Here is a 13,569-nt window from a genome sequence, read left to right as displayed (position 1 = left end):
GCCAGAGGCGGGTTAGCGCTACGAGCTGGCGCTGCCCAGGGTCACGGTGATGTCCTTGGTCGTTCCGCCGCGCTTAACCTTGAGCGTCATGTTCGAGCCGGCCGCCGCCGCACGCACCGTGCCGTTGAGCTCGTCGCTCTTCGTGATGGGGTGGCCGTCCGCCTCCACCACAATGTCGCCGGCACGCAGATCTGCCTTGGCTGCGGGGCTGCCGGAGGTCACGGAGCTAATCTCCACACCGCCGGAAATCAGCTTCGAGGAGCCGCTACCGGTGTCGGCGGGGCTGTTCTTAACGTTCGCACCCAGGTAACCGTGGGTGGCCTTGCCGTTAGCGATGATTTCGGAGGAGATACGCTTGGCGTAGTTCGAGGTAATCGAGAAGGCCATGCCGTCGGCGGTACCGCCGTCCTGGCTGGCCTGGCCCTGCGCGTTAATGCCGACCAGTTCTCCCTTGAGGTTGACGAGCGGGCCGCCGGAGTTACCGTGGTTGATGGGGGCGTCAGTCTGAACCATGGGGATGTAGTTCTGGCCCTTCTCATCGGCAGGCTGCACGCGGTTCGCGTTCGACACCACACCGGAGGTGACCGTGTCGGTGCGGCTGTAGGGTGCGCCGAGGGCCACCACGACCTCGCCCGAGACCAGCTTCGAAGAATCTCCCCAGGTGATGGGCTGCAGGTCAAGACCGGAGGAGTTAATCTTCAGGACGGCCAGGTCGGAGGCTTCATCGCGCCCCACGATCTTGGCGGTGCGCACCGTACCGTCGTTCAGACGCACCTCAACGACGGAGGCTTCTCTGTTAGAGAAAACCACCACGTGGTTGTTCGTCAGGATGTGTCCTTCCTTGTCCAGAATGACTCCGCTGCCGCCGCCGGCAGTGCTCGACCCGTCAGATGCCACGATGCTAACAGTCGAGGGAAGAACCTTCTTCGCGGTCTCGGCGACGCCGGTGACAGTCGACGAGTTGCTGATATTGGAGCTCACCGATCCACGAGAGGAGCTCGAAGAGGAGGAACCGGCCGAGGCGGTGAAGGACCCGACGCCGGCGCCCACGCCGCCACCCACGAGGGCCGCGAGCACGGCCGCAGTGAGAACAACTCCGCCGCCGTAACGCTTGCTCTTCTCCGGGGCGGGGGAAGCTACCGTAGCGGTCGCGCGATACCCGTAGCCGTTCTGAGGGTACGCCTGCGAGTAGCCGTTTTGGGAGGCCTGGTACCCGGCCTGCTGATAACCCTGGTAATTGGGTTGCCCGTTTACGCTCTGCAGAGGCCGTGTCGCGTCGGAGGCACCGTCGTTGCCGCCCTGAGACCATCCGGTGTTCTGAGTCATGGGTTTGTTCTCCTTGAAGTCTACCCGTGCGTCGTTCGGGCGCACTATCTCTATCTACTGTAGAGGGTCTTTTGTGCCCTTCGATGCTTTTTCACTGTCGCTCAGCGTAGAGTTCCCTGGGAATTTTCTGAGTGTCGGCTTTTCCCCGCGCTACCCGCGAAGTGCCCGCAAATGAGAATCTAGCGAACGGCAATCTACACAGCGGTGCCCGCCTCTACGCACAGCTGAAGCACAGAGAAGACCCGTAGCGTGGAGGGCAGATGATAAACGAAGGAGGAACTCCAGTGATTGCAACCATGATCTTTTGCGCCATATTGGTTTGCTCAATCGGCATCGGTGCCGGCGTGGTGGCCTGCTGCTCAGGCATGGTGTACCGCCGCCAGCAGGAGGAACGACTCCACGAGCTACACCAGAGTGCGGCCATATCTAGATAGCGTTGGCCAAGACGACGGATAAGACCCTACCCGTCGAACGAGTTTTCCGGTACGGGAGTTGAGAGACCCGTAACGGATGGGGTGTATCCCCCAAAGGTGTCCTTCTGCTCGGGTGAGGCCGAGCCGGGACATATGTGTTAGTGATGAGTGATGAGGATGCGGTCCCCACCCCGAATACGGGTGGGGGCCGCATCTTTGTTTGGGCTCGTACCTGCGTTAGCTCCGCGTCCCGGGCTCACCCGCTCCGCCGGATGGCTCGGGTATCGACTCTTAGTATGCGGCGGATTCAAACGCTCCCGAGCACGGCCGGGCATGCTGGGCTATCGTAAAGACATGAGTACTTCCTGCGCCGCGTTCGCTCTTCTCGCCACGCTACCTTCGCTATCGGTGGCGGGCCCTGCACCCCTGTACACCCTCCTCGGGGGCGTACTCGCTATCACCCTTGTCGTTCTGCTGGTTAGCCTCCGTGCCCAGAAACGGCGGGGTAAAAACGACGCGCAGCAGAATCAGCGGGTGTCGCCTCCGTACAGCCCGTACCCGACGAGCACACCGCAGGCACCTCCCCATGCTCCGGGACAACCCCAGCACGGGTACCCTCCGCATGTTCAGCCTCCGCAGGCGCAGAACCAGCAGGGTCAGCCCGTCCGGGGTGCCGTCAGCTATCCGCAGCAGTACCTGCCGAATCCGCAGCCCTCGAGTGCCCCGCAGGGTACCGCCCCGGCTAACGACGCACAGCAGAACCGTGTTGAGAGCACCGCAGCGAAGCAGGGGGTGCCCTCCCCGCTTGCTCCCCTGCAGGTGGAAAGCCCCGCGGGCGCTCGAGAGTCCGGCGCGCGCGAAGAATCCCGGTCGGAGGAGGGCGCCGCTCGGCAGGAGACCACTCCCCCGAACGGAACGGCTCAGCAGGAAGAAACTACGCAGAAGGACGAGGCCGACCAGCCCAAGCCGGCGCCTTCGGACCCTTTCTCTTTGAGCACCAACTTCAAGCTCATTCCCCCTCTAGAGAACGCGCAGCGCAGCCGCTACCCCATGGTGCTTTCTGTCAGTACATCAGAGGATGAAGTCTTTGCGCTGCCGTCGATTAGCGGTGTGCCGCAGCATCTGCTGGTGGGCACGCAGGAGAATCATGTTCCGCTGAATCAGCGTCCGCGCCTGCAGCAGATTGATATTCTTGAGAACTATCTCATGCGTGCGGTCATGAACCTGCAGACGCTGGAGCGTGCGCAGGTTTCTCCGTTGCACAGTTTCAAGGAGACTGCCCAGGCTGACCGCACGGTACTTGCCGCTGAGCTGGAAGAAACCATCCGGGTATCTCGGCTGAAGCTGAGCGGGGCGCTGGAGTTTTATACGTCCCTGCCTCGTCTGGCGGATACCCCGGGCTCTTTCGCGTTTGCTCGCGATCATGCGCTCTCCCTGAGCGCCACCGTCATTAGCCTGACCGAGGAGTGCTTTGAGCGCACCTTCCGGTGGCGTCTGCTGGAGGATACCCTCCCGGACTCTTTGAGCGACCGTCTCTACGCGGTGCGTTATCTACGTGAGAGCGCGCAGAAGCTGGCGGCTTTTGTGGAGCTGAGCGATTTTGATCGCGCCATGCAGCTTGCCGAGACCTGGAAGAAGACTGTTCGTAAGGACTCGAATCTCGATGAGGTCAAGGTCTGGAATGAGATGACCGAAGTTGCCTTTGACGTTCTGCCCGAGTTGCGAGAGCGGGCGTTGAAGGGCGTTCAGTCTACGTTGGAGTTTAGCGAGCTTTTCTACCGTTCCGGCGAGGACGGTACGCACCGTATGCTCCGCCCGGAACAGCTGAGCGAGTTTGAGCTCAAGGGCGTGCAGTCCACGCTGGAAGAGCGCCTGGAGAAGGTGCGTCTTGAGCTTCAGGATGCGGAGTTCTGCGCCGCGGTCTTGAGCTTGCAGGCGCGCTCTGTCATTGAGCTCCTGGAGGAGCTTCTGCAGGTTGAGCAGGACGGCGTTCTGGCGGAGGTCGTGACCGATTTGCGGGCGCTTGCTCATGACTCGCCCGACCTTGCCGAGCAGCCTATCCAGACGTTGATGTTCAGCCGCGAACAGTACGCCCCGGATGGGGAGGATCTTCCGACCATTGGCGAGCGCATCCGTTCCCTCTCGAGTGTTCCCGAGGTTCTGGCGTTCGTTCACTACGAGGGACCGGTGCTTCTAGCGGGCGTCTCGGATCCGTATAAGGCGTTTTCCGGGGAAGGCTCCTTCGAGGGTCTGCTTTCGGAGGAGAAGAGGCTATCTTCCATGCCGCTGTCGGTATTGCGCACTCATTCGCGGCTTCTACGGCAGGTGCTTCGCCTGCAGAATCTACGTTTGAAGCTGGCGTGGGTGAGTAGCTGTAGCGGTTACATGCCTTTGAGCCTGGTTGATCGGTATTACGTCGGCCCTTCTGCCGGGGATGAGGATTTGAAGGAGCTGACCGAAAATATTGAGGCGCTCGCTGAGCTTCTGGAGGCTCACGCTAGCTCCCGGGAGTATAGGGGTCGTGACGTGCCGGTCCCCCGCATCCTGTGGTCACAGATGCGGGAACAGGCAGATCGCAGTTCTAGGTTGCTGAATACTGTGCAGTTCTTAGGCTGGATGTTCGCCTCGTCTTCACGAGTTCAGGTGGTGAACGGCATAGCACAGAGTATCCACGATGTTGATGCCGCGGAGGTAGTGGAGCACCTGATGAGCAATCTGAAGATTGCGCGCCGGCGCTAACTAACTGAATAGCCGGTGAGCCGGGGTCTAGCATGAGCCTAGACCCTGGCTTTCTTATATACCGGCTTTCCTGTATACCAGCTTTCCTGTATAAAGCCTGGGAAGTCGGTAAACGGTCGGCAAACAGCGGCGCAATATTCTCGTATCTGTGCGTCTGTGTGGCTGTGCCACAGCTACACTAATAATGTGACCAGCACTAAGGTGTGCGATGAACAAGCACGCCGTGAAGTGCAGGTCCGTTCATACTTCACGACAACGGAGGAAAGACCATGACCGAGCACGCCTTTGCGCGTCAGATTCGTCCCGCACGCCCTCGCCTGCGCACTATCTTGGGTGCCACAGTGCTGGCGGCAGGTCTTTCTTGTGCCCCGGTGGTTCTGCCGGCTGGTTCTGCATTTTTGAGCACGTCTGCTCAGGCTGCTGACCCGATGCAGATTACGGGCACCACCGTGTACGATTCCACGAACTCTTTGGGTGATACCGCTACCCTGAAGTCTAAGATTTCTGCTCTGTCGAAGAAGCACAACGTGGATTTGCACGTAGTGGTCATCGATAAGTTTGAGAACCCGTCTACTTCTTCGAGCTGGACGAAGGCGCTTGCCACGAAGAACAATTGGGGTTCTGCCGATGTGGTGCTGGTGATTGCTACCGAGTCTCGCCAGGCGTATTTCTTGGCGGGTAGCACGAAGACCCTGTCGAGTGATCAGCAGACGAAGGTGTACCAGAACTACATCAAACCGAAGCTGCAGAATAGCGACTATTCGGGTGCGGCTCTTGCCGCAGTTGAGGGTATCGAGGCTCAGAAGGGCGGTAGCTCTTCGGGTGTTGTATCCGGCGTGCTCGGTGTGGGTGCGGCGGCGACCGTGGGTGCTGGCGGTTACGCGATGTACCGCCGCCGCAAGAAGAAGAACGCTCAGCAGCAGCCTCAGCGTTCCTACGGTGCGCCTCGTAACTACTCCCCCATTCCGGAGGTTCCGCTGGAGGAGCTGCGCACTCGCGCCGGTAGCGCCCTGCTGCAGGCTGATACGACGATGAGCCACGCGAAGCAGGAACTGGATTTTGCGCGCGCACAGTACAGCGATCAGCAGGTTGCTGAGTTCGCCCAGGAGATTGCGCGTGCTGAGGATCTGATGCGTAAGTCCTTCCAGCGTCAGCAGCTCCTGACCGATAGCATCCCGGATACCGAGGCTGAGCAGCGTGCCTGGTTGACTGAGATTATTGATAACTCTCAGGAAGTCACCCGCATTGCTCAGGAGCAGGACGCTAAGCTGGCTCAGTTGCGCAACCTGGAGCAGGAGGCACCGCAGGCTATTGAGGCTCTGGCTCAGCGTCTGCCGCAGCTGCGTGCCTCGGTGGAGGAGATTGCCGCCCAGTACCGCGCGTTGAAGGAACGTTACCTGCCCAGCGCGCTGGAGCCCATTTCGAAGACTCCTACCCTGTTGGAATCGAACATGGTGCTGTGTGCTGCGGAGGTTGAGAAGGCTCAGGCGACCGTTGCGATGGCTCGTTCGGAGGCGGTTGCTCACCTGCGCACCGCTGAGGAAGCCGCCTCGCAGATTCAGGCGCTGGGTGCGGCAGTGAATACCCGCTCGCATGAGCTGGAGCAGGCTCAGCTGGGTCTGAGCACCGACCTGCTGAGCATTCAGCGTGACGTGGCTGAGGCGAAGAGCCTGGCTGCATCTCAGCGCCGCGATGATTTGGGTGCGGTCGCTGCCGGTATGGAGGCGGTGCTCAACCAGGTCAACCAGAGCGCTTCGGCTCGCCCGAATGACCCGCTGACTCTGGCGAACCAGCTGCGTCAGCTTTCCGCCGAGCTGGATAAGGCAATGACGAATATGCGTGCTACCCGCGAGCGTTCTCGTGCGGCTTCGCAGAACCTGGATCGTACGATGCGTTCTGCCTACGCTGCGGTGAACGGTGCGCGTAGCTACATTAATAACCGCCGTGCTGCGGTGGGCCCGATGACCCTGACCGCTGTTTCTGAGGCGGAGCGTCACCTGGGTCAGGCTCAGCGCTTGGCTTCTTCGGATCCGCTGAACGCCATGAAGGAAGCCAACATGGCGATCCAGAAGGCGACCGACGCGCAGAACCGCGCTCAGAGCGAGGTCGGCAACTACTACAACAACCAGAATGACCGCGGCGGCGGTAGCTTCGGCGGTGACCTGGCAAAGGGCCTGCTGCTGGGCGCTCTGATGACCGCAATGAACTCCGGCACCAGTAGCTGGGGTAGCAGCGGCGGCCACAGCGGTGGCGGTAGTAGCGGCGGCAGCTGGGGCGGAGGCTTCAGCGGCGGCGGCGATTGGGGTAGCGGCGGCGGTGACGGCGGTAGCTTCTAACCGCCTCCGATGCTAACGATTCTGTCGGTCGGTTTCTGTAGGTTTTTCTACAGTCTGACCGGCGGGGTGGCTAGCTTACCTCACCGCTTTCTTCCCCAGTCGGAAAACACCTGAGGTAATTTACCAAAAGTTTAGGTTGCAGAAATCAGGCGTGCATCATTTTCACAGCATGCACCCAGAAATCTGCCACATAATTAGTTATACGGGCACGGCTCACGAGGAGCGTAGTGCTCCCCCGCAGCCCGTGAACAGAAAGTAGGAGATTATGGCTAAGCAGACCATCTTCGGCCGTATTGCACAGCTCACTAAGGCAAACATCAACGCTCTGATTGATGCAGCTGAGGACCCGGAGAAGATGCTGGACCAGATGGTTCGTGACTACACCAACAACATCCGCGAGGCGGAGGCTGCAGTAGCACAGACCATCGGCAACCTGCGACTGCTCGAAAAGGACCACGCTGAGGACGTCAAGGCCGCTCAGGAGTGGGGCACCAAGGCTCTGGCAGCTTCTAACAAGGCTGATGAGTTCCGCGCAGCTGGCGACGTTGCCAACGCTGACAAGTTCGATAACCTCGCGAAGATTGCTCTGAACAAGCAGCTGCTGGCTGAGAAGGCTGCACAGGCTGTTGAGCCTCAGCTGGCTTCCCAGACTCAGGTTGTCAACCAGCTCAAGGACGGCCTGGAGAAGATGCGCTCCAAGCTTGAAGAGGTCAAGTACAAGCGCGATGAGCTGACCGCACGTCAGAAGACTGCAGCAGCTCAGACCCAGGTGAACGACGCTCTGAAGGCGTTCGACGTTCTGGACCCGACCAGCGAGATGAGCCGCTTCGAAGAGAAGGTTCGCCGCGAAGAGGCACGCGTCATCGGTCAGCAGGAGCTGGCAGCTTCCTCCCTGGATGCACAGTTCAACACCCTGGACCAGATGGAGCGCGAGACCGAGCTGGACGCTCGCCTGGCCGCTCTGAAGGCAAAGAACGCTCCGGCAGCTCCGACTCCCCTGGCTGTGGAACTCCCCACCCAGACTCTCTAAGCCTGAGATTCTCATGCCTGGTCTAGCGCATAGCTTCTTGAGCTAAACCCATAAAGAATCCGCCCCGTTCCTGATGAGTTCAGGAACGGGGCGGATCTTTATGTGTTAAGGGGTGCGAGCTTTAGTTCGCGTAGATGTACAGGTAGCCTGCCATCGCGGAGCGGGTGACCGCATCCGAAGAGGTGGAGCCGGTACCGATACCGTTGGAGGCGGCCCACGCCAGAGCCTGGGACGCGTAGCCGCCCTGAGCCTGTGCCGGGGAGCCAGCTGCACGGTACATGAACTCAGCCATGGTGGACTCGGTGACGGCCTCCAGGGGGCGGAAGTCGCTACCGTTGATGCCCTGCTGGCTCAGCCAGAAAATCTCCTTGTACGCGGGGTGGTTCGCCGGAACATCGCTGAACGGCGAAACAGCCGGTGCGTTCACGGCGGGGCGACCAGCCACGCGGTACAGGTAGGTTGCCAGCTGCGCACGGTTGACCGATGCGTTCGGGCGGAAGGTGCCGTCCGCGAAGCCGAGCATGATGCGGCGATCAGAGTTCCAGCTGATCTCGTTGTAGTTCGGGTTTGAAGAGGACACGTCGGTGTAGCCCAGCGCGGGGGTCTTACCGGCGAAGTCCAGGGAGGACGCCAGGATGTGCGGCAGGTCGTAGTCGTGGTGGCTGAAGCCGTCAATCAGCTTCACGCGGGCGTCGGAGAAGCCAGCGCCCAGGTATGCGTTGTAGCCGGACTCGACTGCGCCTCGTGCGCTCCAGGTGACGGGGTTGGTGTTACCGGAGGTGTCCTTCGCGCCAACCCACCAGTACATCGGGGATGCCTTGGTGGTTGCGTCAGCGTCCACGGAGCCGTCCGAGTCACCGCCTGCAACCATGATGGAGCCGCCGCCGTTACGCCATGCGGTGTTGTGGTCGGTCAGCTCGTAGGTGATGAACTCGGCGCCACCGGAGTAGCCCATGGTCCACACCTGGGAAGCGTCCAGGTTGTTCTGGCTAACGAAGGACTTCGCGAAGGAGCGGAAGAACTCGCCATTAGCGTCCATGTCTTCCCACCAGGTGATGCCGTTGCCGGATGCGTTGGTGTCCGGGGAGATAATCGGTACGAAGACCATGTTGCGGGCGTTAGCAATCTTGCCCATCGCCGCGAGCATGCCCTCGTCGGGGGTGTAGACCTTGGACTCGTCACGCTGCCAGTAGTCACCGTCGAAGTAGAAGACCACGCCAACGGGCTTGGAGTAGTCCAGGTTGTTCGCGTACACGTGGTACTGGGAGGTGGTGCCCGCCGGGGAGGTGTAGCTCTGGTAGGTTGCGGAGCTCATGGTGCGGGCACGCTGAGTGTTCTGCTGTTTCTGTTCGGTCTTCTGCTCAGCCTTGGGAGCGGCGGTTACCTTGCCCTTAGTGAGCGAGTTGCTCAGAATCTGCGAGAAGTTGTAGTCGAAGTGGCCCGAGCCATTCAGCACGGTCGCGGAAGCATTGGTGTAGCCAGCAGCCAGGTAGGCGTCGTAGCCGCCCTCAACGGCGCCTCGTGCGCTCCAGGTCTGCGGGTAGGTCTCACCGGTACCGTCGTTCGAGTTTGCGTACCAGAACATGGGCTGGGACTTCAGCGCAGCCGAGGGGGTACCCTCGTCCAGGCCGCCGCCAGCGACCATAATGGAGCCGCCGCCATTGCGCCAGGTCTGGGGCTTAGTGTTCAGCTCGTAGGTGATGAACTCAGCGCCACCGGAGTAGCCCATGGTCCACACGTTGGAGGAGTCCACGCCGTTAGCCGCGATGAAGGAGGAAGCGAAGGAGCGGAAGAACTCGCCGTTACGGTCCATGTTTTCCCACCAGGTCACGCCAGCATCGTAACGGTTGGTGTCCGGGGAGATGACGGGCACGAACAGCATGTTCTGTGCCGCTGCGGATGCAGCCATCTGAGCCAGCTCACCGGAGGGGTCGTAGACCTTGGACTGGTCGTTACGCCAGTAGTCGCCGTCGAAGTAGAAGACCACGCCAACGGGCTTGGAGAAGTCCACACCCTCAGCGTAGACGTGGTACTGCGAGGTGGTACCAGCCGGGGAGGTGTAGGACAGGAAAGTCTGGTTGGTGCGGGTTGCCGCCACACCGGATGCCGCCTGGGTAGCCTGTACAGTCTGCGCGGGCTGAGCGGCAGGGGTTACAGCGTTCTGGGTAGCTGCGGGAGTCTGGGCGACCTGAGCCAGGGTGGGCTGAGCGGAAGGCTGTGCAGCCTGCGCCAGGGTCGGCTGAGCGGAAGGCTGTGCAGCCTGTGCCGCCTGTGCAGACTGGAAGGTAGCTGAGGGAGCAGCCTGCTGGGTTGCTTGTGCGGGCTGAGCAGCCTGAGCAGTGTAGGTCTTCTGGATGGGCTGAACCGCAGTCGTTGCGGGAGCCTGCTGAGTCTGCTTTGCCTGTTCAGCCTGCAGACGGATCTGCACAGCAACCTGAGAGAGGGTCGGCTGCACGGTGGAGGTGAACAGAGACTTCGGAGCCTGGGTTGCGGTAGCTGCGCCGGGGATGTCCTGAACGACGGGTGCAAAAGCGGAAGCGGGTGCTACCAGGGTGCTACCGAGCACGGAGGGTACAGCGATGGCTGCGAGAGAGCCAGCCTTAACAGTGCGGGGGCGAAGTGCCATGGGGTTGTCCTCGTTGTTGGTGTTTCTGGGGCGTGAACGCCCGTGAGTGGTTGAGTGATAGGTGGTCTATAGGTGAGAAGCCTATAGGCGGTCGGCCCGCGGATGTGACGCCGCACGAGACGCTTCCATCAACCATCCCCGTGTGTGTTGCGGGGATGTCCTCATGTGATGGAGGGGTGCGGTGTGGATCCGGAGAGCTACGCGGCGGACCGCGGTGACCACGTACTCAAAGCTACCAGGTCAAAAAGCCTTTTCCAGCGGTTTTTTGGGGCTATTTTTGGGTATCGAACAAGATTCAATCTTAACAAGAGCTTTTTCTCAACTTCTAGCTTAACTTTAATCACCCTCAACTAGAGGTTGAATGAGCTATTTTTCCTTGATTTTCCGGGGTTTTTGAGCGTTTTTTGAAAGAGTTTCAAAAAACCCTACAATTAACTTGAATGTTTTATATGTGACTACAATCACTTTCAGAGTGAATTGTTGCACTCGAAGACCATTTTCTTCCAAAAACCGCGGAATTCCGGGGCAGAACGGGTGATTTCCAAGCCCGGAATATAGGCATCTTTCGCATATTCCACTTTGAGAATGCACTTTGAGGCAAAAATATCCCCCTCGCCACTCCCCCGCTCAGGCACCCTTCGAACCCCTCGTTGGGTCCTTGAGACCCGCCCCAGAGTCTCCTTCAGAACCCCTTTCAAGCCCCATTTCAGAACCCCCAAAAGCAGCGTCTCAAGAAGGCATAACCATCCCCCAATAACCACTCGGAAGTGGCTCCGCCACCCCCATGAGCACATCCGCTTGAAGCCCCGATAGACACGCTGAGGAATACCTCGAAAGACACATCGGGAGACGTTCCGAAACCAGTCCAGGGTAACTTTCACGACGGTTCTATGAAATTCCATAAGGAGGTTCCGTGAGGAGGTTTCAAGAGGCAGGAAGATCCACCCCAAACACCCCGAAGGGGCAGCGGGCAAGCCCCTATCAGTCTCCCCGAAGCACCGCCCCAACAAGGCTCAGAAGACCCCCTCCGCAGATTACAGAAGGCAGGGGATATAAAGAAAGCCGCCCAGCAGGCGGCAGAAAGGTAGCACAAGAAGAAGAAAGGTAGGCGGCAAATGAAGACAGGTCGCCAATAGGAAAGGTGCAGGAAGGTGGCGAAAGAAGGCAGGCCGGCGGTCGGAGGGTGAGTCGGAGAGTGACAGGAGGACGGCAGAAGGAGATAGGTCAGCGGGGGGGGTACGGGTTTTGGGGAATAAAAAAACTCCCGATAGCTAAAAGCTATCGGGAGTTATCCGTTGCGGGGACAGGATTTGAACCTGCGACCTCCGGGGTCTGCATCTCTTTTTAATGAAACAGTGAGATACAGCCAAGTAATCGTTGATATTGTGCGGTAACCGTCCCCTTATCCTTCCCTAAAGATACTTGAAGTTACCGGCATATCCTCACGAAAGATAGGGAATAAGGTAGGGACTACCTTTCCTCCCTACGCCGTGCTCGGGCTGCCTCGTACAGCGTTGTGAGGTCTGACAGGTCTGAGTATGCCTGTGCGTTCACATCGACCGAGTGGCCGAGCGTTCGAGCACGCAGTAGCGCGTCTACGTCCGTGCGGTACATGGTGTTGAGGGTGGTTCTCCAGACGTGGGTGCGGTGGGTCTCCAGCAGAGGCACTCCGCAGTCGCGAGCCAGATCCTTGTAGAACGCCTTGAGAGCCTTCTGAGCGTTGTATCTGTCCCACTCGGTGTCTGGGTTGAGCGGTGCGCCCACAACGTAGGCTCCACCGACTTCATCTCGTCTACGGGTAAGGTGCTCATAGACCGCAGGCTCGACGAGAGCCGCGACGCGGGTGGTGCCTGTCTTGGCGTTTTCAGCCCGAATAATGCACGCTGGGCGGTTTTGGTCGTCGGTGATGATGTCGTCCCACATGAGAGTTCTTGCTTCGCTTACGCGCAGCCCTGTGGCCATTTGGAGCAGGGTTAGGTCGATGCAGCAGCGGTGGACGGCAACGCGGTCCTCTAGCGTGTACCTGCCTCGTTTGGGTGGTACTAGTGTGGGTGACCAGGTATTGGTCGGGGGTTGTGGGTAGAGGTCGAGGTCCTTGATGATGAGCGGACTTCTACCACCGCGATCTTCAAAGGACCTCCTGTTGACTTCTTACCGTGACGGATCATGGGGCAGCCACACACAGAGCACGATGCAGTATTCACAGGAACGAGGCAAACACGACCAACTGAAAGAGTGACTTTCCCGCACCAGAAAGCCGAAAAGTCACCCAACCAGCAACACGTAGTGTCCTATAACCCAGAAAGAAAGCTCTCCCTGGAAGCCACTGAGGCTTCCAGGGAGAGCAGTCAGAGAGTGCGAAAGACGAATACACCGCTATCAAGCGTGAGGCGGCCGATGGGGGAGTCGTAGGTGGCGAGCGCCGGATCAGAATTGCTCGGGGTGATCGCGGTAGGCATACGCCCACACTGTCACGGCGACAGTCACAGCGCGAGTCCACGCGTCACGGACAGCGTCCAGTTCTGCGCCCTCGAAGCCCTCCGCCAGGAGACGGTGCCCGACCTCCACAGTCGGCGCGATGAAGGCGAGCACGTAGCGCAGAGGCACGAATGGCGTCGAGTCCGCCCCATCCGCCGCGTTCTTCGCCGCGGTCATGTGTCGAGCTCCGATCAGGTACTGGTAGTCCAACCACGCCTGATCCCGCTCGCGCGTGCACATGTCGATGATCCACTGGGCGAATCGGGGCTTTGACGCCTGCGCGTACTCGGGGTTCGGCTGTCCATCCGGATGCGCGGAATGTGCTGCCAGGTAGGTCTTTTGAGCCAAAATCCCGCGCCACGTGTCGACCATTTCCATGGCATGCGGCGCCAGGATGGGTTCTGCTCGCGCGAGCAGCTCTGCGTCACCGGGCTGGACGTGCGCGGCGGCCTCAATCTGGCGTAGATCCTCGAGTGTGAGCGGAGACGTGGGGACGGCATCGGTGCCGTAGGTGTACCCCGACGAGTGGTCGTAAGCGGTCATGCGAACCCCCTTGAACTTATGCGTCAATTGTAGAACGTGCTCTTGCTCAGGTCAAGTCCTGTGGAGTGGTGTAATCGT

The 13,569-nt window shown here is 59.9% G+C and carries 7 protein-coding genes; 3 read left to right on the top strand and 4 right to left on the bottom strand.

The features are described from left to right. Positions 1–18: 18 nt before the first annotated feature. A complete protein-coding gene (locus tag HMPREF2874_RS05030; RefSeq protein ID WP_070649160.1) occupies positions 19–1,326 on the bottom strand; it encodes a S1C family serine protease in 1,308 nt (435 codons plus the stop codon). Positions 1,327–2,093: 767 nt separating this feature from the next. On the opposite strand from HMPREF2874_RS05030, the gene HMPREF2874_RS05025 reads away from it, so the two are divergent. From HMPREF2874_RS05025 to HMPREF2874_RS05015, 3 genes are all read left to right on the top strand, one after another. Continuing rightward, positions 2,094–4,478 (top strand): atrophin-1 family protein, encoded by a 2,385-nt coding sequence (locus HMPREF2874_RS05025; RefSeq protein WP_070649308.1) that lies wholly within the window; start codon positions 2,094–2,096, stop codon positions 4,476–4,478. Between the two features lie 269 nt (positions 4,479–4,747). After that, positions 4,748–6,814: a TPM domain-containing protein gene (locus HMPREF2874_RS05020; protein ID WP_070649159.1), complete on the top strand. Its 2,067-nt coding sequence runs from the start codon at positions 4,748–4,750 to the stop codon at positions 6,812–6,814. 265 nt (positions 6,815–7,079) lie between these two features. Beyond that, positions 7,080–7,844 (top strand): PspA/IM30 family protein, encoded by a 765-nt coding sequence (locus HMPREF2874_RS05015; RefSeq protein WP_070649158.1) that lies wholly within the window; start codon positions 7,080–7,082, stop codon positions 7,842–7,844. 121 nt (positions 7,845–7,965) lie between these two features. Here the strand turns inward: HMPREF2874_RS05015 and HMPREF2874_RS05010 are convergent, their stop codons facing one another. The 3 genes from HMPREF2874_RS05010 to HMPREF2874_RS04995 form a co-directional block, all read right to left on the bottom strand. Beyond that, the gene (locus HMPREF2874_RS05010) at positions 7,966–10,470 is read right to left on the bottom strand and encodes an S-layer homology domain-containing protein (protein ID WP_070649157.1); all 2,505 of its coding nucleotides are present in this window, start codon (positions 10,468–10,470) and stop codon (positions 7,966–7,968) included. Between the two features lie 1,470 nt (positions 10,471–11,940). Next, positions 11,941–12,441 (bottom strand): site-specific integrase, encoded by a 501-nt coding sequence (locus tag HMPREF2874_RS05000; protein ID WP_256370628.1) that lies wholly within the window; start codon positions 12,439–12,441, stop codon positions 11,941–11,943. Positions 12,442–12,897: 456 nt separating this feature from the next. Further along, a complete protein-coding gene (locus HMPREF2874_RS04995; protein WP_005505324.1) occupies positions 12,898–13,491 on the bottom strand; it encodes a protoglobin domain-containing protein in 594 nt (197 codons plus the stop codon). Positions 13,492–13,569: the final 78 nt, after the last annotated feature.

The sequence above is a fragment of the Rothia sp. HMSC068F09 genome (assembly GCF_001812775.1).
Classification (GTDB): Bacteria; Actinomycetota; Actinomycetes; order Actinomycetales; family Micrococcaceae; genus Rothia; species Rothia mucilaginosa_A.
The sequence above is the reverse complement of the archived record's forward strand: the minus strand, read 5'-3'. Positions and strand labels throughout refer to the sequence as shown.

Bases quoted from the DNA above. Each gene is read 5' to 3' on its own strand.
- HMPREF2874_RS05030 (WP_070649160.1), bottom strand. From the start codon at position 1,326: ATGACTCAGAACACCGGATGGTCTCAGGGCGGCAACGACGGTGCCTCC.
- HMPREF2874_RS05025 (WP_070649308.1), top strand. From the start codon at position 2,094: ATGAGTACTTCCTGCGCCGCGTTCGCTCTTCTCGCCACGCTACCTTCG.
- HMPREF2874_RS05020 (WP_070649159.1), top strand. From the start codon at position 4,748: ATGACCGAGCACGCCTTTGCGCGTCAGATTCGTCCCGCACGCCCTCGC.
- HMPREF2874_RS05015 (WP_070649158.1), top strand. From the start codon at position 7,080: ATGGCTAAGCAGACCATCTTCGGCCGTATTGCACAGCTCACTAAGGCA.
- HMPREF2874_RS05010 (WP_070649157.1), bottom strand. From the start codon at position 10,470: ATGGCACTTCGCCCCCGCACTGTTAAGGCTGGCTCTCTCGCAGCCATC.
- HMPREF2874_RS04995 (WP_005505324.1), bottom strand. From the start codon at position 13,491: ATGACCGCTTACGACCACTCGTCGGGGTACACCTACGGCACCGATGCC.